Origin of the sequence: Methanoregula sp. (genome assembly GCF_041645475.1) — an archaeon.
GTDB lineage: Archaea > Halobacteriota > Methanomicrobia > Methanomicrobiales > Methanospirillaceae > Methanoregula.
On record NZ_JBAZQA010000004.1, the window covers coordinates 54,208 to 80,074 of the forward strand.

21 protein-coding genes and 1 tRNA gene are annotated in these 25,867 nt (G+C 55.1%); 14 read left to right on the forward strand and 8 right to left on the reverse strand.

Annotated elements, in window-relative coordinates; genetic code table 11:
* Positions 1-51: 51 nt before the first annotated feature.
* Positions 52-3,237: a VWA domain-containing protein gene (locus WC598_RS05125; RefSeq protein WP_372960404.1), complete on the reverse strand. Its 3,186-nt coding sequence runs from the start codon at positions 3,235-3,237 to the stop codon at positions 52-54.
* Positions 3,238-3,623: 386 nt separating this feature from the next.
* Between WC598_RS05125 and WC598_RS05130 the strand changes: the two genes are divergently transcribed.
* The 6 genes from WC598_RS05130 to WC598_RS05155 are packed head-to-tail and all read left to right on the forward strand — an operon-like array spanning position 3,624 to position 7,252.
* A complete protein-coding gene (locus tag WC598_RS05130; RefSeq protein ID WP_372960405.1) occupies positions 3,624-4,064 on the forward strand; it encodes a hypothetical protein in 441 nt (146 codons plus the stop codon).
* Complete coding sequence (locus WC598_RS05135; RefSeq protein WP_372960406.1) at positions 4,057-5,148, forward strand: hypothetical protein; 1,092 nt, start codon at positions 4,057-4,059, stop codon at positions 5,146-5,148. Before WC598_RS05130 ends, WC598_RS05135 begins: the two co-directional genes overlap by 8 nt.
* On the forward strand, positions 5,142-5,645 hold the full coding sequence (locus WC598_RS05140) for a hypothetical protein (protein WP_372960407.1): 504 nt from the start codon (positions 5,142-5,144) through the stop codon (positions 5,643-5,645). Before WC598_RS05135 ends, WC598_RS05140 begins: the two co-directional genes overlap by 7 nt.
* Positions 5,633-6,004 carry a hypothetical protein gene (locus WC598_RS05145; RefSeq protein ID WP_372960408.1) on the forward strand — a complete coding sequence of 124 codons (372 nt, stop codon included), beginning with the start codon at positions 5,633-5,635 and terminating at the stop codon, positions 6,002-6,004. The genes WC598_RS05140 and WC598_RS05145 overlap by 13 nt, the downstream gene beginning before the upstream one ends.
* Entirely contained in the window at positions 5,982-6,437 is a 456-nt protein-coding gene (locus WC598_RS05150; protein WP_372960409.1) for a hypothetical protein, read from the forward strand. Before WC598_RS05145 ends, WC598_RS05150 begins: the two co-directional genes overlap by 23 nt.
* Positions 6,437-7,252 (forward strand): hypothetical protein, encoded by an 816-nt coding sequence (locus WC598_RS05155; protein ID WP_372960410.1) that lies wholly within the window; start codon positions 6,437-6,439, stop codon positions 7,250-7,252. Before WC598_RS05150 ends, WC598_RS05155 begins: the two co-directional genes overlap by 1 nt.
* A gap of 38 nt (positions 7,253-7,290) precedes the next feature.
* Here WC598_RS05155 and eif1A read toward each other — a convergent pair whose 3' ends face one another.
* The 4 genes from eif1A to WC598_RS05175 form a co-directional block, all read right to left on the reverse strand.
* Complete coding sequence (gene eif1A, locus WC598_RS05160) at positions 7,291-7,599, reverse strand: translation initiation factor eIF-1A (protein ID WP_372960524.1); 309 nt, start codon at positions 7,597-7,599, stop codon at positions 7,291-7,293.
* A 151-nt stretch (positions 7,600-7,750) separates the two neighbouring features.
* Entirely contained in the window at positions 7,751-8,392 is a 642-nt protein-coding gene (locus WC598_RS05165) for a LysE family translocator (protein WP_372960411.1), read from the reverse strand.
* Positions 8,393-8,676: 284 nt separating this feature from the next.
* Positions 8,677-9,210 (reverse strand): hypothetical protein, encoded by a 534-nt coding sequence (locus WC598_RS05170; RefSeq protein WP_372960412.1) that lies wholly within the window; start codon positions 9,208-9,210, stop codon positions 8,677-8,679.
* Positions 9,211-9,393: 183 nt separating this feature from the next.
* Positions 9,394-9,476, reverse strand: a tRNA-Leu gene (locus WC598_RS05175).
* Between the two features lie 114 nt (positions 9,477-9,590).
* Here WC598_RS05175 and WC598_RS05180 point away from each other — a divergent pair.
* Positions 9,591-10,748, forward strand: coding sequence for a CPBP family intramembrane glutamic endopeptidase (locus WC598_RS05180; protein ID WP_372960413.1), 1,158 nt, complete (start codon positions 9,591-9,593; stop codon positions 10,746-10,748).
* Between the two features lie 14 nt (positions 10,749-10,762).
* Here WC598_RS05180 and WC598_RS05185 read toward each other — a convergent pair whose 3' ends face one another.
* From WC598_RS05185 to WC598_RS05195, 3 genes are all read right to left on the reverse strand, one after another.
* Complete coding sequence (locus WC598_RS05185; protein ID WP_372960414.1) at positions 10,763-14,677, reverse strand: DNA-directed DNA polymerase II large subunit; 3,915 nt, start codon at positions 14,675-14,677, stop codon at positions 10,763-10,765.
* A gap of 79 nt (positions 14,678-14,756) precedes the next feature.
* The gene (locus WC598_RS05190; RefSeq protein WP_372960415.1) at positions 14,757-15,293 is read right to left on the reverse strand and encodes a HEAT repeat domain-containing protein; all 537 of its coding nucleotides are present in this window, start codon (positions 15,291-15,293) and stop codon (positions 14,757-14,759) included.
* A 58-nt stretch (positions 15,294-15,351) separates the two neighbouring features.
* Positions 15,352-16,470: a DUF1646 family protein gene (locus WC598_RS05195; protein WP_372960416.1), complete on the reverse strand. Its 1,119-nt coding sequence runs from the start codon at positions 16,468-16,470 to the stop codon at positions 15,352-15,354.
* Positions 16,471-16,569: 99 nt separating this feature from the next.
* Between WC598_RS05195 and WC598_RS05200 the strand changes: the two genes are divergently transcribed.
* From WC598_RS05200 to WC598_RS05230, 7 genes are all read left to right on the forward strand, one after another.
* The gene (locus WC598_RS05200; RefSeq protein ID WP_372960417.1) at positions 16,570-16,839 is read left to right on the forward strand and encodes a hypothetical protein; all 270 of its coding nucleotides are present in this window, start codon (positions 16,570-16,572) and stop codon (positions 16,837-16,839) included.
* A 7-nt stretch (positions 16,840-16,846) separates the two neighbouring features.
* Complete coding sequence (locus WC598_RS05205) at positions 16,847-17,173, forward strand: V-type ATPase subunit subunit G family protein (RefSeq protein ID WP_372960418.1); 327 nt, start codon at positions 16,847-16,849, stop codon at positions 17,171-17,173.
* A gap of 27 nt (positions 17,174-17,200) precedes the next feature.
* Complete coding sequence (locus WC598_RS05210; protein WP_372960419.1) at positions 17,201-19,135, forward strand: V-type ATP synthase subunit I; 1,935 nt, start codon at positions 17,201-17,203, stop codon at positions 19,133-19,135.
* 597 nt (positions 19,136-19,732) lie between these two features.
* The gene (gene hsdR / locus WC598_RS05215) at positions 19,733-22,039 is read left to right on the forward strand and encodes an EcoAI/FtnUII family type I restriction enzme subunit R (RefSeq protein ID WP_372960525.1); all 2,307 of its coding nucleotides are present in this window, start codon (positions 19,733-19,735) and stop codon (positions 22,037-22,039) included.
* A 30-nt stretch (positions 22,040-22,069) separates the two neighbouring features.
* Positions 22,070-23,530: an N-6 DNA methylase gene (locus WC598_RS05220; protein WP_372960420.1), complete on the forward strand. Its 1,461-nt coding sequence runs from the start codon at positions 22,070-22,072 to the stop codon at positions 23,528-23,530.
* Positions 23,527-25,242, forward strand: a complete 1,716-nt coding sequence (locus WC598_RS05225; RefSeq protein WP_372960421.1) for a restriction endonuclease subunit S — start codon at positions 23,527-23,529, stop codon at positions 25,240-25,242. The genes WC598_RS05220 and WC598_RS05225 overlap by 4 nt, the downstream gene beginning before the upstream one ends.
* Positions 25,239-25,769, forward strand: a complete 531-nt coding sequence (locus WC598_RS05230) for a hypothetical protein (protein WP_372960422.1) — start codon at positions 25,239-25,241, stop codon at positions 25,767-25,769. The genes WC598_RS05225 and WC598_RS05230 overlap by 4 nt, the downstream gene beginning before the upstream one ends.
* Positions 25,770-25,867: the final 98 nt, after the last annotated feature.

The following is a 25,867-nucleotide window of genomic DNA, read 5'->3' on the forward strand; positions in this document are numbered from 1 at the left end:
AAACTTCAAAATCGTCATTCTACGGCACGAAGGCTACGGCAATGAAAACGATTATTCGAGCTTGATATAATTCTTCTGGGATCCATCTTCCTTTACATGCGTATCTTCTCCCCAGTTCTCTTTCTCGCCGTAACTTTCCGCCCACACCGTGAGCCGGTACGTTGAGCCGGGTTTCCAGGAACTGGTATCAACGCTGATTGAGTCTGAGGTTGTTCCTGCCATTTTATCCCCGATCGATCCTGGATATACCGTTCTCAGGCCAAACGCGGTTGCACTACAGGGATCGGCACAATACAACAACTTCTCGTGCACGATCCCGGTCCCGTCATATGTTGTGTCCCAGGACACCGTCCAGAGGTTCGGGTCGGTGGTGCCTCCCGTGATCTTCATGTTGGTCACATCGAGTCTGACTGAGGGGGAGAACGGGTTGTCCACCTTGGTTTCATGGACATTCGTGGAGTTCATGGGAACGGTCACGGTCTGGCTCTTTTTCGTGTTTGCGTCAATGAAGGTGACGGGGCTGTTCTCACCAAAAATCCCGATCACCCCGGCTTTTTTGAGTCTGAACTGGATATTTGTCATCCAGACATCATCGAGGATAATCTTGCCGACACTGAATTCCAGCTTCTTGGAGGTCAGGCCGGGTAACATCGTCGGATTCGTCCAGTTGCCGCGATCGTCCCGCACTTCCACGTAATAATCGTTCTTCGGAGGGGTAACCGGCTGGGTGGAGTATTTGGTTATGAAGGTGGACGAGTCCACACCCGAGGGATTATAGACATACTCAAGATACTCGCCCACAGTGTCACCGGTGACGGCTTTGCCATCAACGGTAATGGTACTCAGGTCAGTCACCAGCTGGGTCTGCCCGCCTGCCTGCACGTTCAGATCCCCGGCAATCTGGGTATAAAGGTTATTCAGATCCGTTTCTGAGGGCGCATGCTGGTAAAACCCGATCGCGCCCTTCGTCATGATGCTGAGTGCAGCCTGAACCGTATCGCTGGGCTTGTCCTCGAAACTGAGCACATAGAGGCGGATGGCAGAACTGTTCGCATAGACGGACATATTCTGGGAGGTGAATTCAGCTGCATAGTTCAGCCGGTTCCGATTGACATAATCGGCAACGTAGTAATCACAGGATCGTGTGTAATAATTATAATAATGACAGGAACTGCCGTCAGGTACCGGAACAGAACTGGTCGATGAAGTTCCGCCACCAATTTCACTGTAATATTCATAAGAATCAAAGTTGGGAACATTGCCGGGCCAGGTCAGATAACTCGTTGTACCTGGAAATCCCCTTCCTTTGGCAAGAGGAGTGCCATCGTAATTCCAGTCCCCGTCCGTGAGAAGGATAACCGCTTTGACGGTATCGCTGCCCCCGTTGGTACGGACATCCGTTATTGCCTCGTACAATGCCCGCCGCATCTGCGTTGCGCCATCGGCATTCAGGTTACTTACTTTGGTTTTGACGGCATCGTAATCGACCGTGAGGGACTGATCAAGGGTTGTACTGCTGGCAAACGAGACAAGACCCACCTGGTTGCCGTTTCCTTTTTTCATCTGCTCAATGAACTTGTTTGCTGCGGATTTTGCAGAGGTCATCCGTGCCCCCTTCATGCTCCCGGATCTGTCCAGGACAAGCACCACATCGATGGGTTTTGGCTGGAGGGCGGCACCGGTTCCCCGTATCCAGACCTTGACATTGATGGTATCCCCTACCTTGGCATCGGTCTTGTCGATCTCTGATTCCACGGTCAGGAACGGGTAGTTCTTCCAGACAAACGTGATCTCCTGGGTCCTGGTCTCACCCTTTGTGTTGACCCATCTCGCGGTCACTTTACATGATCCGGTGGCCGCATCGTTGTATCCGGTCTGGCCCTTCTTTGCAAATGTTCCCGGGATAAATGATACCGTTGCATACCCGGTATCCCCGGTAGTTATCGAGACAGAGGAGAGCGATGACTGCGAAGTCTCCGTGAAGGGACTATAGGAGTCAGCGGATTTCTCGAAGGTTACGGTCTGATCCTTCACCCCGTTGCCGGCAATATCCACCACTTTTGCCCTGACTTCAACCGCTTTTGCCCCCGCCACATCCATGCTCACCATGGTCTGGGGGCTTGCCGTCAGGATCATATCCACCGGGTCCATGGAGGTGTACTCCACGGTCTGGCTGCAGAAGCCGGACTCCTGGGTACCGGTGCAGAGGATCGCGGGGTTCAGGGGGGTTATAGTTCCCGCGATGACCGGAGTTGCCGTGATCGTGTATACACCGGCAACATCCTTTGGACCATAGTGAGTGAAATTCATACCCCCGGAATCCGTAATCAGGGAAACCTCCTCGCCATTTGACGATGTGACACGGAGGGTAACATCCTTCATGGGGTTTTTGTACTTGTCCTGGACGGTATAATAAAACGTGAACCGGTGATCTGGATCTTTCCCGTCAGCGGGATAGGACTCAGGGTAGATCGTATTCTGGACCAGATAGGACGGATTGCGGTCAGCCACGCCATTGATGGTTATGGGTTCCCCGAGATACGATCCAATCGGGTACACCTGGAAGGTGTTGGGTCCGGAGAGGGTGGAGACAAGGAAATCGACCGATACAGCTCCTTCGGCATCGGTGGGAAGCGAGAGATCCTGCACGTGCTCCGCTCCCTCGACAAAGCCGGATCCACCGTCTCCTGAGGTATAGAGAACAACGGTATGGGCTGCTGCCGGGTTTTTGTTGTCAGCAGGGTTGTTCGAGCTGTCCAGGAGCCGGATGGTGACTGGGGTGACCGAACCGACAACCACATCGTGCGCGTACGTAATATCCGCCGAATAGGGAGTATCATGATCGATGTGCTGGATGCAGCTGAGGGGGATCGTGGTTGTTGCAGTACCATCGTTGTAGGAGACAAGAGCGTTGATGGTCGCAGTCCCGCTTTTGGTTTTTGTCCTGAATACCGTCTGAGCAATACCATCGGTGCCGGTCACCGCATTCTGGGTCGAGAGTGATCCCAGGTTCTGCGAATCGTCAGCAAGAGAGAACGTAACCGTTGCACCGGCTACGTCCGATACCGGGGAGGCCTGGACAACGTGGACGGTGATGGTTGACTGGTCGTTCGCATTCGCCACGATCCAGCCGGTATTGCTGCTGGTCATGGTGGACGGGGTCAGGTCTGCAGCAGTAGTGGTACCAACAATGAAAAGAAGGCCAAACAGAATCAGAATTATACGGTGGATCTTCAACCCGATCCCTTCTGAGTGAGTGATTGAGCGCAACACTATTTATATTTTTTTATTTTTAAAAAGGTCTTATTTTTTGTCAGATTTGCAAAATAAAGATTAATTGAAGTTAAATCAACACATTTTCAACCCTCATCTGCCCACGTGGATCCGTGCGGTGAGGCATCAACATAAATAGTCCATCCCCCTAAAAATGCATGAGGATAGTTATGCGCATGCCAGCCGGTTCCCAGGCCTTCGTCGTTTTTGCGGTCGTAGTGGTCCTGGCAGGCTGTTTTATCACAGGATGCAGCACCCGGCAACCGGTTCCTCTGGCAAATGAAACGCAAAATGCTACAAATCAAGGGTTCCGGTTTCTCCCGCCGGATAGTGTTTCCGGGGATCCGCAGGTGCTCAGTTTTAAGGACGTGGAGGCACAGCTTGCCAGAGTCGTCCTTGACGTGGGAGACGGTTCAGCCGTCAATGCCAGTTCCGATAAAGAGATCCTGTACGTCCGGGGGAATAATCTCGACAACAACGGGCAGGCCCGCAGCTGGACCTTTGTCGTGCGCCATGCCAACAGGACATCCATTGTCACCGTTGACCAGAAAGGCTTGAATCTGGCAGCATGGAACGGCGAGTTCCGCCAAAAAGAGATCCGGCTGGATTCGATCATCCTGCCAGAAGACCTCTTCCTGAAAAACCGGGACGCTATTACCGGGGATAACCGGACCGGCTCGCGGGATCTCGTGCTCTCCATGGATCGCTACACCTTAACCACATCCGGCACTACGAACCGGGTCCTGGTATTCGACGCAAAGACAGGAGCGCTGATGAGTTCCCATGGATAAGGATGCCGGCATCTCGTCGATAGACTTCCTGGCAGGTTTTGCCATCTTCATGATCGCTTTTATCTGGGTGGCAACCATGGTGCCCGGCCTCTTTATCGGGCTGAAATCCAGCACAATCGATTACGATGCGGTTGCCTACCGGACCGGCGTGATCCTGGCCGAAGACCCCGGCAATCCCGCAGGCCCTCCCGCAGATGACGTAGGATGGGAGTTCCTAGCAGACAGCAACAAGGTCGATCTCAAGCGCTTCGGACTGGCCGTTTCCAGGGATACCCCGGGGATTCTCGATGCGAATAAAGTCCACCGCTTCTTCTGCTCCACGGTTTTTTCCTACCCGGAAGACTATCAGAAACGCGCGATATTCGGGGATTATCCCTACCGGTTCAACATATCCCTGCGATCGTCCCGGGAGGATACCGCACGGAGCGTGGGAGATGTTATCCCTGACAGTTACGGGTATATCCACAGGGTGGTGGCGATCAAATCTCCCAGCAATGCAACGATTGATACCCGGATGATCATGGATCATGCGTTCAACAATTCTGAGGATGTGACATTCCACCAGTTTTCCATCCGGATAAACGGAACAAAACTCCTTGTAGACGAGATCCGGGATCCCCGGTACCAGATCAACCCGGAAAAAGACCAGATCATCATCAACATAACCGGCCTTGAGACCCAGCCGGTCCGTCCCCCTGGCCCTCTCGCAGCCCCGGCAAGCGTAAACCTGACAAATATCCGGTTTTACAAATCCTCTGCGGGAAGCCTGGGGACCCTGACCGTCAATGACCTGCCGTCACCGGAGTATCGTTACCTCTACGTTGACGGAAACCCGGTCTATACGCACCCCCTGCCCTCTCCCCGTCCCCCGGTTGAGAAGAACGTGTCCATGATCTTCGGACCGGGATTTTTCGGGAACGCAGCATCAACGGACACCATCTATATCAACCTGACATTCGGTCTTGACCCGCCCCAGCAGTACCTGAATTCCACGCGATCCGGGCCCTTTGACTATAATTACCATCCGGCAAACGTAACCCGGCCGGATCTGCGGGATGCCGTTCTGGAGGTGGCGGTATGGTAAACGATGCGGGCCAGCTGTATACTATAGAGGGCATTGCCGCTGGCCTGATCATGCTCGTAACCGCATTCATTGTCGTCAACAGCACCATGGTCTATACACCGGGGGATACCCACATCAGCGACATGCAGCTGGAGGTGCTCGGGAGCGATGCCCTGACCATTATGAACACGGCGCCGAACAGCACCCCCGGAAAAAGCCCGCTCCAGACCATTGTCGAGACACAGGACAACGGGGCCTTTGCAACCATGTTCGCAAACCTCGTCAACAACCGGACAGGGACTCGCCCCGACTCGGTCCACTTTACGGCAAACATTGTGTATGACAACCCGGACACCCCCGGTCAATACAGCAGCATTCCTCTTGGCGGAAACCGTATCCTGACCGGGGGGGAGCATGCCGTGCGGGTCTCCCGGTGGGTGATCGCGGAAACGAAATTTCCGGATCAGAGCAGTGGCAAACATGCCGGGCTCGTGGAGGTTTACCTGTGGCGGGACTGAATGAGGATGCACAGTGGATCGTTCTTATGGGCTTTATCGTGAGCTTCAGCCTCTTCTTCCTTGCAATCGTGGTCAACCAGTCGGTTGTGGTGGGGCAGACAACCGCCGAGGCCGTTGCAGAGTTCCCGAAATATGACATCCGGGGTGTGCGTGAGGTCATCATCCAGTCCGGCAGCCTGGATGACACGGCGCCGTTCCAGAACAGGACCACCGTGGGAAGAGAGATCCGCAACCTCTCCCGGATCCGGCAGAACGCCGTCGTAGACTTTGCCCCGGTAACGGAAGGGGGGCAGCCGTATATGGAGATACATTACAACAACGGGGTGATCGCGTACAATGAGACGGGGAAATTATGGTAAGGACGATCGCGGGGTCGCAAATATGATCGAGTATATCCTGATATCCGGTATCCTGATGTGTCTTTTCGTGGTGATGCTGCTTATGGTCAACACCAATTTCATGGAGGGGCCGGCGAACACCATTGCCTATTCGGCCTTCACCGACATAGGAAACGGCGTTTCCACCCGGATCGTTGATACCTACGCCATTGCACCGGCCATCGGCAACATCTCCTCGCATTTCGATATCCCGGATGAGGTTGCAGGACAGGATTATTTTGTTGAGATCGGCAACACAGCCGGCGATGACCCAACGGCACAGACCGTGACCGTCTGGAGAAGTTCCATAAGCTCGAGCACAGCAATTGCCGGTATCGGATCAACCCTGAGAGCCGGGGGCAAAACCACCGGTACCGGGTTGAACAGGATCAGCTATGATTCGGAGGGGTTCTGATGGCAGCAAGGATGGATCGGGAGTTAAGTGCCCGGGCGGTCTCGGAATCGATCGGGTTTTTGCTTATCTTCACGATAGTCATCGTGGGTATCGGGCTCGTAACCCTGTACGGGTACCCGATGCTTCTCGCGCAGCAGGTGAACACGGACGAGAAGATCATGGAGAAGAACATGATCGTGCTCCAGAACGATCTCAAGGGTATCACCTTCAAGACGGTGCCATACAAGGAGACCTCCTTAAAGATCGGCAACGGCCTGCTGACGGTATATAACGCAAGTGAAACGCCCGCAGCCTCAACATTCAGGATCTACGACTCATCCCGCACGTATGTTGATTCTTTCAGATCCGGTGACCTGCGCTATACCTCCGACAGCAGCCGGACAGATATCTCGCTCCAGAACGGAGCTGTGGTGATGCGGCCCCACGGGGCAACGGGGTCGTCCATGCTTGCAGAACCGCGCTGGTTTTACGACGGGCAGACCAACACCATGGTGATCAACCTCATCTCCATCAACAGTTCAGGGGTTATGGCAAGGGACGGCATCGGGACCGTGCAGATGGCAATGGGGGAGACCGGTTACCAGTATACCGAAGGCATCAATTCCGATATTTACCTGGATTTCACGCCCGACCCGACGCCGGTTACCGCGCAGGATTACCGGACAGCCTGGGACAACTATTTCATACGATCCCTCAATATGGAGCGGACAAGTTCGCCCGATGCGGCAACGGTCACGTACAGACTGCCAACAAAGACCACACCTTCGGCCCGGCTGGTCATAAAAACCTACGATGTCGTGATCAAATCACTCTGACACGTTTTTTTAATTCTTGAAAAAAGATTCGGGTGTGATCAGAGGTACTTGTTCCGCCGGAGCCATTCCACCTGAGGGCCGGTGTACCGGTAGATGATGTCGCACTTTTCATCCTGGAAATTCCACGGGATGATGATCAGGATGTCGCCTTCGCGTATCCAGACTTTCTTTTTTATCTTCCCCTTGATCCTTCCCAGCCTCGTAACGCCATCAAATCCCTTGACACGGATGTGGTTTGCTCCCATCATCAGTTCAGCGCAGCCGAACATTTCGCGGTTGCGTTTCTGGGGCAGTTTGACCCTTACGACTTCGTCACCCGGGGGAGTTCCCGGTTTATTGTCTGTCAGTACAACCTCTCCTGGTGCTCTTTTTTTACAATTTTTACGTGCTTAATTGTTGGTGCCCGAAAAAATATATTTTTCCTTGAGTGGCACAAAAAACCAGTTTCGGCCGGAACCGGAGGAGGAAAAACCGCGTTCCATGAAAAGAGAGCGCAAGTTATCCGGGAAGAACCCGGCTCCACGAAAGAAGGATAAGGGCCAGCATGCCGGTCCCGATGACGAAGATAATGACACCGGAAATTTTATTGATCTTTTTGAGGCTGTCGATACTCATACGGGAACGGAAGGAACCGACCGAGCCGCAGAGAAGGATCCACCAGAGGGTTGAGCCGCAGAAGACACCGGCAACGAATTCCGCGGCCAGAACCTGGGATGCCCCCTGGAATACCACCCCGAAGGCGGGCAGGATCGCAAGGAAAAAGATGATGGTCAAGGGATTCGCAATACCGATGGCAAGCGTGGTTAAAAAATCCTTAAGGTAGGATTCCTGTTCAGGCCGGGCTTTGGCTTCAGGAGGGGCAGAGACGAACACCATGATCCCTATCAGGAGAAGAACCAGGCCGGCGATGAGCCGGAACAGGGACTGATGGGTAAGAATCATGCCGGATATCAGGGTCAGGCCAAGGAAGACTACTGCGGCATAGAAAGAATCGGCGGTGGCAATGCCGATTCCCGATACAATCCCGTGAAGCCTTCCGACCGTCACCGCACGCTGGATGCACAGGAGCGAGAGCGGACCTACCGGTAAGGCTAGGGTGAGGCCGATGATGATTCCCTGGATGAACAGGCTTGTATCCATAACAGCACGCGGGACACTATTCTGGTTCTGGGTTTGCGGGAAAATACACTTCCCGGTTACGGGGTGGTATGATCAGGAGCTGTTGTTTTGACAACGGGTTATCGGATTCCTACCCATACATTCCATTTTGCCGATGTTGAGGGTTTCGGTACGGGGAATACGCGGGGGGACGGATCCCCCCGCAGATATGGAAGGGCACGCAAAGGCTCCTCGCGGGTAATGAACTGAATTTCCGGTCCAGGCAGGGTCATGCCTGACGCAAAAAAGAGGTGCAGGAAAACAGATCAGGAAAAAATTGAGGGGGGCAGAGTCCACCGGGATGTGAGGTTTGCAATGGGGTCTAAGGGGGCCTTCTGGTCCGCGTAGACGACATCGAGGATTGCACCTCCTTTTTTCAGCAAGGAATAATCGCGTTCGGTGTCAATCGTGACATAATCCCGCATTATACCAGTAGTATTGGGGTCGAGTATGAATGTCTGTGCCCCTGATCCACCGTGGGATACGCCAAGGCCCCCGTGGAAGAGCCCGCTCTTATCGGTGAGGTTACTGTACAGGATCAGACGGTTGGATTCGGTTCCGGTATTGGTGACCCGGTAATAAATGTTCACGATATATTTGCCGGAACCCCTGGCATCAACTTCAAAATGATCTATAGAGGAGATCAAGGAGTAGTTGCCGCTTTTGAGTACCGAAGGTTGTGCATAGGATACCGGGGGAACTGACGGTCCCGGGGTTTCGGGCGATACGGTTGGCGCTGTTGAACAGCCTGCAACCAGGATCAGGCAGAAGGCAAGTGCGAGCAGTGCGATTCGTTTCATTATTTTCACCTCATATACGGGAATAAAAATCAGTTTTTAAAAAATAAAAAAGTAAGCGCACCGCGAAATGCCTTTCAGGAACAGACAGCCACTGCTCCAGACATCCACGGGTATTAATGGGATATGTTGGCACCTGATGAACACGTTAGAAAGAAAACGGAAGCATTGAACGTTGCGTCCAGATGCGAGAAGCAGGAGTCGAACCTGCGAACGCCTGCGCGAACGGATCTTGAGTCCGCCTCTGTTGACCACTTAGATATTCTCGCTTGATTAGTAGTATTGGACAACCGGATAGTAAAATGCTTTGACTCCGTAGAGTGGTAGGACGCATCGCAGAGCATGCGTGAAATAATTATAGCTGCATTCCCAATCTGAAGAGAATGTTCGATCACCTATGGCAGAGCAGGTACCGGGATATCTTCATCGCGGGCCCGGTTATCGTGGTCTTTGTTGTACTGCTATGCCTGTCAACCACACCCGTTTTTACCGGAGATTACGGGGAGTTCATACTGGCAGGGGGGATTGTTGCCCCGTTTGTGATCCTTGCCCTCCTTGCCTATACCGGCGAGACCATCCGGCCGGTCCGGTATATCGCGTACCTCTGGCTCCTTGGCATCCTTCTCTCTATCTTTGCAATAAACTTCGTTCTTATCCTTGCACCGGTTGATTTGGCCTCGCCGGATCCCGATGCACTCACAAAACAACTCGACTCGCTTCCGGTGGCAACGGTCGGCACGGCCCTCCTTGCGTCGTTTGGTGCTGGGCTCATAAGCCTCATCGGATTCTCCCGCTCGTTCCGGGTTATCCTTGCCCGCCGGCTCCCTATCAATCCCGATTCCCCGGTTCATACCGCAGGACTCGTCTGTGCCCTTGCCCTCATCATCATGCCGCTGGTGCCCCTTATCATGACAGGGAATGCCCCGCTTCTTAATGCCGATCTCCAGAACATGCTCGGTATAGGACACGAGATCCAGGGATCATCGGTCAAACTGGATACCTTCACCCTGATCTGGACGATCATCGGTTCGTTCCTGTTAGTCGGGCTCTGGGTGCGCAGGGATATCCGCAGCACGCTTGAACGCCTCGGCCTTGTCCGCCCGACTGCCCGCCAGGTGCTCATCGGGGTCGCCTCCGGTCTCCTGCTTGTCGGAATCTTCTGGCTCTTTGATGATGCCATTGCCCTCCTCTTTGCCGCAAACGGGATCCCGACAACCGATGATACGCTCGTCACCAATCTCTTCATGGTCTCGTTCACCCCGCTTGCTGCGGTCGTTGCCTCAATAACGGCAGGCCTCGGAGAGGAACTCTCGATCCGGGGCGTTATCCAGCCCCGGTTCGGCATCCTGATCGCGGCACTGGTGTTTGCGTCAATGCACGCGTACCAGTATGCCTGGGACGGGCTTCTGAGCGTCTTTCTCGTTGGGCTCTGTTTTGGGATTCTCCGGAATTATACCAACACGTCAACCAGCGCGATCTCGCACGGGGTCTATGACCTGACCCTCTTCGCCATCATCATGGCGGGAATAACAACCCTCTGAAATTTTAAAAAAAGTTACATGAAATCCGCAAGACCCAGCTGCTCCTGCTTCTCTTCCCCGAACGTGGAGGTGATGGCGAGATCGATCACTTCGACCCGCTGCTTGGTGTATTCCGAGACCTTGTACTTCCGGCAGATCTCCCGGGACATCTCTAAGTATTTTTTCACCGAGCCTTCGTGCACGGTGGGAATGAGAGGACTGTTGCAGGGGCCTTTGCCCCGGAACTTGGTGCACTTGCCGGATAGCGGCAACCTGCGGTAACTGGTGTTGCACTTCGTGCACCGGAACTTCTGCTTGGAGAAGGCAGAGAGGTTCCCCATGAGGTCCCGGATGAAATGGGTGTTGAGCACCCGCTCTGCAACATCGTCGGCATCCACGGCCCGGATCTTCTCGGCGAGATCGAGCTCGGCCCCGAGCTTGTCGGTCATCGTCTTCATCTGGGTGTACATAGACTCGATTGGGCCCGCGGAGATGTCCGAGGTGTCGTGGGTGAACTGGAAGCCTTCCACCTGTTCGGGCTTGCCGATCCTCTTCTCCACCCGGTCGATGAGCCCGGCAATCGTCTTTGGTTCAACGTAGGTGAGCGCACCGGTGTAGACTTCGATCGGGTAATGATCGCAGACATCCACGTTGAGGGCCTCCTTGTCGATCTCGGCCGGGTCGATCCGGCTCGTCAGCACGAGCGGGGCGTCCATGGTACCGCCCCGGTTCTGTGGCAGGAACGAGCGCGAGAAGTTGATGAGCCCGTCGAGGAGGAGCATGATACAGTCCTCATCGCCATCGCACTGGCCGGTGAAGATGTCGTTGGCCGTCAGCGTGTGGTCCTCTGCAACGGTCAGGCAGTAGACCCGCTCTTCGGGGGCAGGCACCGGTTCGGCAAGGGCTATCCGGTCCGAGATGACGCACGAGCCTTCAAAAACGGGGACGGCATCCCCGGCTTTGAGCTCAACGGCCCGGATCTTCCGGAGGTAATTCGTATCCCAGACGAGCATGGCGTGATCGGGCGTGACCACGAGTTCCCGCCCCCGGGCAGTGGTGAACCGGATGAGCGCCGCAGGGGAGCGGTGGATCGAGACCGAGGTGATCTTCCGGATATGGATACCGCCGTTCGTATCAACAGCCCGGGTAAAGAACTGACGGGCGGGATCCGAGTAGTACGTCCCGAGCCGGTCTATACCCGGCCGGCTGAGATCGAAGTTTTCAAGGACAAACTTCCGGATCGGGAATTTTTCCCACCGCCTGCCATCGTAGACATCGATCTCGGTATCCCCGTAAAAGCAGTTCCGGCGCTTGGCCGCGTGGAAGAACGGGTGGGCATAGCCGACATTTGCCCGGGTGAATCCGACAATCCGGGCGAGCACGCCGGCGCTCGTGTGCGGGGCGAGACCGATAACGAGGTGCCCGACAAGCTCCTCGGGCTTCGTGATGTTATAGAAGGGCGGGAGATGGTAGCATTTCACGAGCAGGTCGTCCATGAACTGCGCCACGCTGACCATGTACTCGGCACAGGAATCCGAGACCAGGATATCCTGCGGGTGGAGTTCGACAACCTGCGCCGGGTTCTGGAGATCATAGCCCCGGGTGTCCTTCGTGTACCCGAGCGACCGGAGTTTCTCCACGGAGACCCGGACCTCGTCGGGGCGGATGTGCGTGATCGGCAGGTCAATCATGTCGAAGCGGGTGGTGCCGTCCTTGAAGACAAAGATGTTCCGGATGGCCCGGAGGATCCCCTTGTCCATTGCCTCGACCGTTTTTTCCTTGGAGATGACACCCTTGACCCCTTTGACAAGGGCGATGCTGTCGGTTTTAAGCCCCAGCCGCTCCATGGCCTTGGCATACTCGCCTTTCACGTTGAGGGTGAGCCGCTGGCTGCAGACAACCTGGCCGTCGCAGCCCGGGCAGCGGGGGAGGGTTGTCTCCCTCCCGCACTTGGTGCAGATGGAGAACGCAACGGTGTGCCCCCCGCATTTCTCGCACCGGTTCAGGTAATTGATCTCCCCGCACGCCGAACAGCGCCGGCGGCCGACATCGATCTCGATGAAACCCCCCTCTTTCTGGAAATCGAGATCGGTATCGTTCCGGTCAACGTCTTCGGTATGAGCGGAGGCTGACTGGAAGGACCGCCGTGCCCCTCCCGAGTCCCCGAGGGGGAAGAGGGCGTGCGGGGGCGGGTTCATCTTCCGGGGCTTGGACTTCCCCGGCCGGCCCATACGCCCCCCGATCCGGGTCCCCGACCGGGACCGCATGGCAAACCCGGACAGGTGGAGGACCAGGTCGAGCGGGGCTTTCTCCCCGGCGGTCTCCCACACATCACGTTTTTTCAGGTTTTCATCCAGGCCGAGGCAGGCAACGAACGCCTTCCAGGTGGCGATCTCGACCAACTCCCCGTTCACCTTGTGGGGAAGGAGGAGGAGTTCAAGGGAGGTCTTGGTTTCCGGTTCAAGGGGAAGGCGGAGAACGCCATCCGCAACCGATCCTTTGCCGGATACCGCATCGGCAAGTTCCCGGATCTGGTCCGAAGTGATGTCGTCCCAGAACCAGGTCCAGGCCGGGTACAGGATACCCCCTGCCCGGGCAAAGGCCAGGGCTTCCTCCTCGCTTGCGGGAGGTTTTACGCCGGGGCCGGCATCGAGCTGCCACCATTCCGAACAGTACCCTGCGGGGATAAGAGGGTGGTTGTTCTCCAGAAACTCCCCGAACGAGATGAGGATCTCGCCGACATCGAGGATCTTCTCGATCCCGGCATTCAGCCGTTTTGCCGTTGCTTCATCGTCGATCCGGAGCACATCCCCGTTCCGGAGCCGCACGGTCGGGCCTTCAATGGAATCAACCGGCACAACCCCGCAGGCTTTCCCGGGCCGTTCGGTCTTCATCTGGGTGCCGGTGGCAAGGAACTCGCCAAGGATGTAGAGGGTGGCCGGGTGCATGCCCGCCGCAGCAAACCCGGTGTTCCGGGATCGCCCGTACCGGAGCCGGAAGCCGCCTTTCCGCATGGGGTAAGAGAAGACCGGCCGGCCGCCGATCAGGTCGCGGAGGTACTTGTCGAGCGGCTTGATGCCGACCGTCTTATCACCGTCGCCGCTCTTTGCCGCTCCTGCGATCAGCTTGTCGAGCCAGTCCCAGCCCTCCATCTTCATCTTCTCAACCCGGCCCTTGAGTTTCCGGGCCTTGCCGGCAATACCTTCCCCGATAACGAGCGCCATCCCGCCCCGGACGGCATTCGTCTCCACCCGCTCAAGGTTGCGGTGACCCGAGACCTCCTCCTGCTCGGTGGCTTCGCCATCAACGCAGACCGGGCAGTTCTCGATGATGATCCGGATCTCGGCCTCGCTCGGGAGATACTGGAGGTTCATGATGGAGTTGTACTGCCGGATCTCCTCGATGTACCGCTCAACTTCCACCGGCCGCGGGATGTAGCGGTTGATCCCCAGTTTCTGGCGCACGTAGTCGCCCACGAGCACGGACATGGCCTGGGCCGTACCCCCGGCACTCCGGATCGGTCCTGCATAGAAGATCATCAGGTACTGGGTGCCGTCGTCGTTCTTGCCCAGCTCGACTTTTGCAATCCCTTCCGTTGGTGCGGATACGACCCCTTCGGTCAGGAGTGCCATCGCAACGCGTATCGCGTGGTCGAGCACCTCCATGATGTCCTTTTCCCCGAACTTCCGGGCAACAAAATCGTCGCCGATCCGTAAGGCCGCCTCTTCGCGGGACATCTCCGCTTCAAGCTCGCGGATCCGCGCTGCCACACCCTTGACCCCGACCAGCACTTCCACCCGGTCGGCAAGATCGCTTGCAATCGGGATCTCCACATCAAGGGAGGGGTCGAACCCCTGGGACCGGGCCTCCTTTGCTATTGCTATTTCACGGTACAGCTCGTCCAGTAAAGACTTCTCGTAAGCCTCCATCGCAGGCGAGAGCACAAGCATACTGGTAGGATTCTCCGGGTGGGGATTTATTGGTTCGGATACCGTCCCCTCATAAAAAAGAGGGATTGTCCAGGAACGGTTATTCCTCGTCCCGTATCTTCTCAACCATCGACGGAAGGCCTGTCTCTCCCATCTGCCAGAGAGTCAGGGTTGCGCACTGCTGGATGATCTCGTTTGCGTCGGTGAGCCGTCGCGTGAGCGGTTCCACGGCGGGCTTGCCGATCCGGCAGAGGGACTGAGAGAGAAAACCCCTCAGCTCCCGGTCATCGCTTCCCATCCCGTTGATCAGGGCATCAATAGCCGGGACACCAATCTCGCCAAGGGAGGCAGCAGCATACTTCCGGAACTCCTTTTTGGGGTTCTCTTTCATAGCTGCAACCAGCGGAAGGACGGACGGTTTTCCGATCCGGGAGAGCGCCACCGCAGCATACCAGCGCTGGTCATTATCCTGTGCTTCCGCCATAGCGGCAATGAGGGGCGCGACCGCAGGTTCCCCGGCCTCACGCAGCACGGATATTGCCGCATGCTTCCGGTCAGTTGACGGATCGCCAAGGGCTGCGATCTCCACCCGGATTTCCTCGTCGGAAATCTCCTTTTTTCCGCCCGTTTGCACCATATGTATCACTGATCTGGGAACTGCACCCACTTGGTTGTTTCCATTTCCGTTTCCGGGGTTACACAAAGCCCAGCCAGGCGGGAACAAAGAGGATGACAAAGAAGACTGCCATCAGCACCATCCCCAGGGGAAGACCAACCTGTGCCCACTCCCTGCTCGTGATCCCGAGCTTGCAGGCGGCAATGATATTGGGGATGTTGCCGGGGATGAGCATACCCCCGGCAATGAGCAGCCCCAGGAGGGCGCTCGTTATCTGGGTGAGGGAAAGAGCCGGGCTGATCTCGGCAGCCGCCAGGGTCGCGTTGTCCAGCACCGCCGAGACGATATTCACCCAGTACAGTCCCGCGGGGGGGATGTTGATGATGTATTCGAGGATGAGCGGTTTGAACCCGTCGCCGAGAAAGACCAGCGCCATGATGAAGAGGTACACTTTTCCGGCCCTGATGAAGATATCCCGGGGTTGTTCCCGTTCGACATTGCACACCAGTTTCGTCCCGCCGGTATGGCTCCGGGAAAAGAGGAAAACACCGATGACACCGAGGGCGATGACCGCCGGGATGACATAGATTGCCAGGTTGTCGAAGAGGAACGCAAAACCGGCATGGTACGGGGCACCGGAGAGTTTCGAGACCACGATCGTGGTGAGGGGTTCGCCAAGAGGAGTGAGCCCGGCCCCAAGACCTATCGAGAAACAGGAGACGACAACGATATCGATCTTGGCCTTCCGCACAACCGGCAGCGCATTGACAATCTCGATAAGGATGATCGCAGCAAGGATCGCAGAGATGATGCTCGATACCAGGCCGAGGACAACGATCAAGAGAAAGACGATCCATTTCAGGGAAAACCGGTCAACCAGGTTAATGATTGCCCGCTGCATCTGGTGATAGAAGAAGTAGATGAGAAGCCCCACGAGGAGCACGATCTGGACAATCCCGATGGGTATCCCCCAGAGGGTCGCAATGTTGAGGGGCGATATGAGGGCTTCTGTGACAATCTTCAGGCTCCAGCCGGTCTGCTCGCCCGGGATGGTCATGAACCCTGATATGGTCAGGGCTGTAACCCCGCAGGCGAAGAGGAACACTTCGAGGTTGTGTTCTATGCACTTCACCCGGAACGGGAGGACGAGGACGAGGACAAATATTACGAGTAACCCGAGGGTTGCAACCATTTCCATACGCAGTCTCCGGAAGAGCCGGCCGGGGGCCTTTGATTCCTGAAGGAATGTGGTTGCCCGGGGAATTAATGAATTCCTTTTTGTGCCGACGACCGGCCCTTGGCAAGAAAGTATATATCCTACTTCGATGGTACAGACCCTTTGATCATCTTCTTACGGGGAGTCTGGACCATGGCGCAGGATTTTATGAAAACGATCAGCGCAATGCGGCAGGCGGCAGTGGGGAACTGCCGGAAACGGATAGAGGATGCGGCACGGAAAGCAAAGGGAATGATCGGGGACGAGACTCCTGAAGGGGATCAGGGGAAAACGTGCGGGCAGCCCCAGTACGGCGTGACCTCGGTCCTGAAGCGGAAGCACGGACTTTAAGGGAGGCATGGACACGGACACCGATAAGACACTCCTGCAGCAGATCCGGGAGAAAGAGCAGGAACTGGGAACGAGGGTTGACGTTGCCCGGACAGAGGCGGAATCGGTTGTTGCTGCTGCCCGGACAGAGGCGGAGGATCTGCTCTGCACGGCCGACCAGACCGGGAAGATCACTGCCGAACAGGTGTACTGGAAGGAGCGGGGAAGGACCGAGACCGATATCGGGGACTTGAAAAAGGCGGCTCTCGTAAAGAGCGAGACCATTGCTCTCCGGGGGGAGAGAAACCTCCCTGCTGCCGTGGATCGGATCGTCAGGTACGTGACCATGGAATAAGGCCGGGACGGACCGGCGGGGGTTTGTATGCTCCAGAAGATGGAACGCATTCAGGTTATCGGACCAAAAGCGGATCTCGGGAGGGTCATTGACGTGCTGTACCGGGCCGGCACCCTTCACCTTGAGGACGCGCCGACAATCATCCCCCATACAGAGCTTCACCTGGACCGGCTCCGCCAGGACGAGACCGAGGATATCGCCGGGGTCCTTGGCAGGATCAACGCGATCTTTTCCACCCTTCCCGTCATCGCAGATGATCCGGGTCTCCAGGCCGGGCTCCGAACCTCCCTTGAGAGCCGGACCCATACCGAGCTGGTCAGGAGGGCAAGGGAGATCATCCGCTCGCTTGAGCTGACTACCCGGGATCTCTCGGCAAAGAAAGCTGAACTCGCCCTCTCGGTCACAACCCTGAACCGGTACGCAAAAGTGCTTTCAATCATCCAGCCGGTGGAAAAGGAGCTGCCGGCCCTTACAGGGTTCGAGGTCACGATCCTCCTCATCCAGGAGGAACACCGGGACGTGCTTGGCCTTATCAGGACCGAGCTGGACACGATCACCGGGAACCGGTTCGAGATGAGCGTAACGCCGGTCGATACCGAGACCCTTGCAGCCATCATGGTCTTTCCGAAGAGATTCTCCGAGGGGGTCCACTCGTTCATTTATTCGGTGAACGTGAACGAGGTGCGGCTTCCGCCGGAGTTTGCCGGCAGGCCGTTTTACGAGATGTATACCCTCATCGAGGAGAAGAGGGTGCGGGCACAGGAGGAGATAGCCCGTATCGATAAGGAACTCCTTGCCCTTTCGGACACCTGGTACCAGGAGCTCGTTGTCTTACAAAAGCAGCTCGGGTACATGCACGGGGAACTGAGTTCGTACCGGAACTTCGGGCTGTCGGAGTACACCTTCGTTGTGATGGGCTGGATCCCGAAAAAATACCTCAGGCATACCCGGGAAGAAATAAACGAGGGGTTCGGGGACCGGGTGGTAATCCAGGTACTGCCGGTAACGGAAAAGGACCTGGAAAATGCCCCGGTCTTCTACGACAATCCCCGGTGGGTGAAACCTTTCGAGTTCATCATGCAGCTCGTCTCCCCGCCGCGCTACCGGGAGGTCGACCCCTCGCCCATCCTTGCCATCTTCTTCCCGCTCTTCTTCGGGATCATGGTGGGCGATATCGGGTACGGCCTTATCATCCTCGCGTTTGCGCTCGTGATCCGGTACCGGTTCAAGGCAATGGCTTTTGCAAAGAACCTGGCCGACATCCTGATCATCTCGTCGATCCCGACCATCTTCTTCGGCTACCTGTTCGGGGAGTTTTTCGGGGATCTCGGGGAGACGATGGGCTGGATCCACCCGGTACATTTCCTTGGGATCTCATGGAACCGGGTGGACGCGATGATCCCGATGCTCATCTTTGCCATCGCAATAGGCGTCATCCACGTCTTCCTCGGCCTTATCATCGGGATACGGAACGCGCTTATCCTAAAGAAGAGAAAACACCTGCTCGAGAAGACGGGGATGCTGCTCGTGATCACCGGGATCCTGGTCCTTGTCGGGGTGCTTGGCGGGTTTGTTCCCGAGGTTGCGATCTACCCGGTGGTCGCCATCATGGTTGTCGGGCTGCCGATGATCCTGATGGGGGCCGGGGTCTTCGGGACGATAGAGGTGATGAGCACGGTGGGAAACATCCTCTCGTACGCCCGGCTGATGGCGATCGGCATGGCCTCGGTGATCCTCGCGATGGTGGCAAACCGGCTCGGGGGGGCGTTCGAGATCGCCATCATCGGGGTAATCGTCGCCATCCTGCTGCACACGCTCAACATCGTGCTTGCCATGTTCTCCCCCTCGATCCACTCGGTGCGTCTCCATCTCGTGGAGTTCTTCTCAAAGTTCTACGAGGGCGGGGGTACGGCATACCGGCCGTTCCGGCGGGAGGTGGAGGTTAAGGGACCGGGGGAGTGAGGGGCCGGTTACTCCAATCGCGATCCGGTGCGGGAAATAGTGGATCTGGTTAACTTTTTGCAGTCAGGGTGCGGTTGAAATTTTTCCGGCAAGGTGTGGTTGAAAAATAAAATTCAAAGTCCGGTTGATCCGGATCAATTTTTCAATCGCGATCGTGATCGCGATGATTTTTTTGCAATCAAGGTTTGATTGAAAAATTTTGAGCAAAGTCTGCCTGAAAAATTTTAATCAAGGTGTGGTTGTGAAAAGTTAACCACATCTGCATCAGATCAATTTGCGAGTCCACGACGGAGGTAGGACCGTGGACTTCGTTTTTCAACCAAAGGTTGCTGAAAAAATTTCAATCAAGGTCTGCCTGAAATTTTTCAATCAGGGTTTGGTTGAAAAAAGAAAATCAAGGTTCGATTGATCCGGATCAGATTTTCAAGCGGGGTCGTGATCGCGATGAAAATTTTTGAATCAAGGTACGGTTGAAAAATGAATTGGTCTGCTGAGGAGCAAGCGGGGTCGCGAAATAGTGAGGACTGGTTTGATGGCGGAGTTGTTTATAAATAGAAAGGTATTAGCGGCTTGTCAGAGATACAGAAGAATCACGGGATGGTTGGACTGGACAAGAAGGCATTGACCGAGCGGGATATCTGCACCAAATTCATTACTCCAGCGCTGACCCGGGCCGGCTGGGATATCCATCACCAGATCCGGGAAGAGGTGAACGTCACCGATGGCCGGGTTCTCGTGAATGGCAACTCCGTGAGCCGGGCCAAACCGCGAAGAGCGGACTATATTCTTTATTATAAACAGAATCTCCCGATTGCCGTTATCGAGGCAAAGGACAATACGCATATCGTTGGCGCCGGAATGCAGCAGGCCCTTGCCTATGCAGAGATGATGGATATCCCGTTTGTGTTCAGTTCCAATGGGGACGGGTTTTTGCTGCACGACCGCTCGGGCAATTATGAACCCATGGAGCGGGAACTCTCGCTTATCGAATTTCCCCGCCCCACCGATCTCTGGACCCGGTACCGGAAATGGAAAGGGATTGATGACAAAAAAGAGCAGATCATCACGCAGGGATATTATATCGACGATGTCCGGAAGATGCCCCGGTATTACCAGGTAAACGCGATCAACCGGACGATCGAGGCAATTGCGAACGGGAAGGACCGGGTCCTGCTCGTGATGGCAACCGGGACCGGCAAGACCTATACCGCCTTCCAGATCATCTGGCGACTCTGGAAGTCCGGCGCCAAGAAGCGGATCCTGTTCCTCGCGGACCGGAATATTCTTGTCGACCAGACCAAGACGAACGATTTCAAGCCGTTCGGGTCGGCGATGACGAAGATCACGAACCGGCAGGTGGACAAGAGCTACGAGATCTATCTCTCGCTCTACCAGGCGGTTTCCGGTAATGAAGAAGAACGCAATATCTACAAACAGTTCTCCCGCGACTTCTTCGACCTGATCATTGTTGACGAATGTCACCGGGGGAGTGCTGCCGACGATGCGATGTGGCGGGAGATCCTCGATTATTTCTCATCGGCTACCCACATCGGCCTGACGGCAACCCCGAAGGAGACGAAGTACGTCTCCAGTGTCCATTACTTCGGGAAGCCGGTGTATGAATATTCCCTGAAGCAGGGGATCGAGGACGGGTTCCTTGCCCCTTACCGGGTGTACCGAATTGATCTGGACAAAGACCTCCAGGGCTGGCGGCCCGAGCGGGGGCAGAAAGACAAGTACGGAGTGGAGATCGAGGACCGGATCTACAACCAGAAGGACTTCGACCGGAGCCTTGTCCTGGAGCAGCGAACGAAACTGGTGGCCCGGAAGATCTCGGACTTCCTGAAGAACACCGGCCGGTACGACAAGACGATCGTCTTCTGCGAGAACATTGATCACGCCGAAAGGATGCGGAGTTGTCTCGTGAACGAGAACGCGGACCTGGTGAAAGAGAACGGCCGGTACGTTGTCCGGATTACCGGTGACAGCCCTGACGGGAAGGCCGAGCTGGACAACTTCATCATGCCGGATTCCAAGTACCCGGTGATAGCGACCACCTCGAAACTGATGGGAACCGGCGTGGATGCCCAGACCTGCAAGCTGATCGTGATCGACAAACGGATCGAGTCCATGTCCGAGTTCAAGCAGATCATCGGGCGCGGAACCCGGATCAACGAGGATTACAACAAGTTCTTCTTCACGATCATGGACTTCCGGAAAGTGAGCGAGCTCTTCGCTGACCCGGACTTTGATGGTGAGCCGCTCGACGGGAGCCAGTATGATCCAACCGATCCCATTGATCCTCCCCTGCCAAAGGAGCCGGCAGAGTCGGGAAGAAAGCGGTACGTAGTGAACGATGTGGCGGTAAGTGTAGTCGCCGAGCGCGTCCAGTACATTGCCGCCGATGGGAAGCTGATCACCGAATCGCTGGAAGACTACACGAAGAAGAACGTGACGCAGCAGTACGCTACGCTGAATGCGTTCCTGACTTCGTGGACAAAGGCGGAGCAGAAGACCGCGATCCTGGAGGAACTGGAGGAGCAGGGTGTTCTCTTCGAGGCGCTCCAGGAGCAGGTGGGCATGGACTACGATCCCTTCGATCTTATCTGCCATGTTGTCTTTGGCCAGCCACCCATGTCCCGCAGAGATCGGGCTGCAAAGGTGCGCAAGGCGAATTACTTTGCGAAGTACGGGGAGCCAGCGCGGAAGGTGCTGGATGCTCTCCTATCTAAGTATTCCGATGGCGGGATTGGCGATATCGAGAACCTGGAAGTGCTCCGGGTGGACCCGTTCACAACGTTTGGTACCCCGCTCGAAATTGTGAACACTATTTTTGGCGGGAGCGCCAACTATATGGAAGCAATACGCCGGCTTGAGCGGTGTCTCTATACGGCCGAGTGCTGAAGGCACGAATAATTAGGAGCTGATTTTTTTATGGCAGTCGGTACTACGATCAAGACGATCCAGGACATCATGCGGAAGGATGCGGGTGTCGATGGCGACGCCCAGCGGATCAGCCAGCTCGGCTGGATGCTCTTCCTGAAGATCTTCGATGACAAGGAGAAGGAGTACGAGCTGACAAAGAAGGGGTACCGGTCGCCGATGCCGGACCGGCTCCGGTGGCGGAACTGGGCGGGAAATCCCGAGGGAATCACGGGCGACGTGCTCCTGAAGTTCATTGATGCCGACCTCTTTCCTACCCTCAAGGAACTCCCTGCGGAAGCGGGCATGAACGGTTCCGGGATCCTGATCCGAAAGGTCTTCGAGGACTCGTACAACTACATGAAGAACGGGACGCTGATCCGCCAGGTTGCAAACAAGATCAATGAGATCGACTTCAACAGGACCGAGGACCGGCACCTCTTCGGGGAGATCTACGAGAAGATCTTAAAAGACCTCCAGAGTGCGGGCAACGCCGGGGAGTATTATACGCCCCGGGCCGTGACGCAGTTCATGGTGGACCAGGTGGACCCGAAACTCGGCGAATCGATCCTTGACCCGGCCTGCGGTACCGGCGGGTTTCTGGCGTGTGCGATCGAGAATATCCGGAAGACGGTTAAGACCCCGAAAGACGAGGAACTGCTCCGGAACTCGATCCACGGGGTCGAGAAGAAACCGATGCCGCACCTGCTCTGCGTAACAAACATGATGCTGCACGGCATCGATGTCCCGATCCAGATCCGGCACGACAACACCCTCGCCCGCCCGCTGAAGGATTACTCGGCCCGGGACCGGGTGGACGTGATCGTAACGAACCCGCCGTTCGGGGGCATGGAGGAGGACGGGATCGAGACCAACTTCCCCTCCATGTACCAGACCCGGGAGACCGCCGATCTCTTCCTCGTCCTGATCAAGCATCTCCTTAAGGAGGGCGGCCGGGCCGCGATCGTTCTTCCTGACGGGACGCTCTTTGGCGAGGGCGTGAAGAGCCGGATCAAGGAGGCGCTTCTGACGGAGTGCAACCTCCATACCATCGTCCGGCTCCCGAACGGCGTCTTCGCTCCCTACACCGGCATCAAGACGAACCTCCTCTTCTTCGAGAAAGGCAAGCCCACGAAAGAGATCTGGTACTACGAGCACACCTATCCCGAGGGCGTCAAATCGTATAACAAGACGAAGCCGATCCGGATCGAGGAGTTCGAGCCCGAGAAGGCATGGTGGACGAACCGCACCGAGAACGAGCATGCGTGGCGGGTGCCGGTGGAGCAGGTGATCGCAAACGGGTTCAACCTCGACATCAAGAACCCGAACGTGGTACCGGACGAACTCGGCGATCCTGCGGAACTGCTCCGCGAGTACGAGCGGATCCGGGCGGAGGCTGCGGAGACCCGGGAAAAGCTGAAGCGAGAACTGATGGCGTCGCTTGGGACACCGTCATCAGGGAAAAAGAAATGAGTGCCGATCTTCTTTTAGAGCAGTTCGCCACGCTCGCCACCGCACCGGATGGCATCGCCCGACTGCGGGAACTGATTTTACAGCTGGCGGTGCAGGGGAAGTTCGGGACGCAGGATGCGGGGGATGAACCGGCGAGTGTTTTATTGAAGAAGATTCTGAAAGACAAAGATCTATTAGTGAAAGCGGGGAAGATCCCAAAAGAAAAACCAATCGAGTACGAAGACGAGAGTATTTTCAATCAATCCATTCCGGAACATTGGATTTTAGTTCGACTTGGAGAGATATCTGATAAAATCCATTATGGATACACAGCTTCAGCAGATAGCACTATAAAACGGGTTCGATTATTGAGAATTACGGATATTCAAAATAATCGGGTCAATTGGGATTTAGTTCCAGGCTGTGAAATTGATGATTCCAATTTCTTATCATATTCGATCAATGCCGGAGATTTACTAATTGCGCGGACTGGCGGAACTGTTGGAAAGTCATTTCTTGTAAGAGAACAGCCAGTTCCAGCGGTTTTTGCATCGTATCTTATCCGAGTTGTTCCCAATCAAAACCTCAATCAGGATTATGTAAAATTATTTGCTGATTCGCCAACTTACTGGGATCAATTGCACAAAATGTGCATGGGTACTGGTCAACCTAATGTAAATGGAATGGCATTGCGATCTTTAATTGTCCCCCTCCCCCCACTTGCCGAACAGCACCGCATCGTCGCCAAAGTCGACCGGCTCATGGCACTCTGCGATGAGCTCGAAGCCCGACAACAGCAGGAGCGGGTGGGCTGCCTCAAACTCGGCACCGCGAGCCTTGCGGGGTTGCAAAATGCTGAAAGCCCGGAGGAGTTCGGACGGCAGTGGGCGCAGGTGTGTGATGCGTTCGATCTGATCCTGGATTGCCCGGAGAATGTGGCGGTGCTCCGGCAGACAATTCTTCAGCTCGCGGTGCAGGGGAGGTTGGTCCGGCAGGAACCGGGGGATGAGCCGGCAAAGAAGTTAGTGGAAAGGATTAGATCCAATAAATCGAAGCTAATTAAGGAGGGTATAATCAAAAAAGAAAAAGTAATCGAGTCAGTAAAAACGACTGAAGAATTATTTTCTTTACCTCCCGGATGGTCTTGGATCAAACTGTACGATTTGATCACTTTTGGGATAAGGAACGGATATTCTCCTCTACCAGCAGTAAATACAACAAATACTAAAGTTCTAACCTTAAGTGCAACAACTCGTGGCGTTTTTGATAATCGATATTACAAATATTTGAGTGAAAAAATAGATGAAAATTCTCATTTATGGTTAACTGAGGGTGATATTTTAATTCAAAGAAGTAACACCCCTGGTTACGTCGGGATCTCCGCAATTTATCATGGGGATTCCAATTTGTTTATTTACCCTGATATGATGATGAAATTCCGACTGTCGGAAGAAGTCAACAGCGATTTCATCCATAAAGCGATCAATTGTGAATATTCTAGGAAATATTTCACTAGTAAAGCAATCGGGACTTCTAGCAGTATGAAAAAAATCAATCAAAATATTGTTGAAAATCTGATAATCCCCCTCCCCCCGCTCACCGAACAACACCGCATTGTTGCGAAGGTGGATGCCTTAATGAAACTCTGCGATGCCCTTGAATCGCGGCTGAAGGAGCGGGCGGGCGTTCAGGACCGGCTGGCGGGGGCCGTGGTGAAGCAGGTGGCGGGATGACAAACACAATTGCAGAAGACTGGCTATCTCATGAGGATGTTGTTGCGAGAGAAGGCAGGATTTCACGATTAAAATGGATGGAGACTCATTTACCCGAATGTGAGTATATCGCGTTTCAAGGCGGCCTAATGTCAAAATTTCTCTATGAAGAAACGAGATACTGTTTCGCTTATGGACAATATCTTGCAACAATTGTATTAGGACTAGCCTTCATTGAACATTCTATTGCTGGTCAGTTTCATACTGCTGGCAGAGATGATCTTGAGAGGGCAAGTGTATCGCGATTATTTGATGAAGCGCTTGATCAAGGCTGGATTACCCAAACTGAGTTTGAAAATTTAGACCATGCAAGAAAAATCCGAAACCCCGTGACTCATTTTCATGGATTTGATAAAGATGATATCATTGAGATGCGCTCACTGAAGGAACATGATTATCCATACGGCGTTCTTGAATCCGATGCATATCACGTGATGGAGACAATATTTCATCTAATGGGAAAAAATCTGCTTTGCTGGGCGGTATAAGATGAACATCCCCTATCGTCGCGACAGTTGACACCTTAATGAAACTCTGCGATGCCCTTGAGTCACAGCTCAAAGAGAGGGCGGGAGTGCAGGGACGG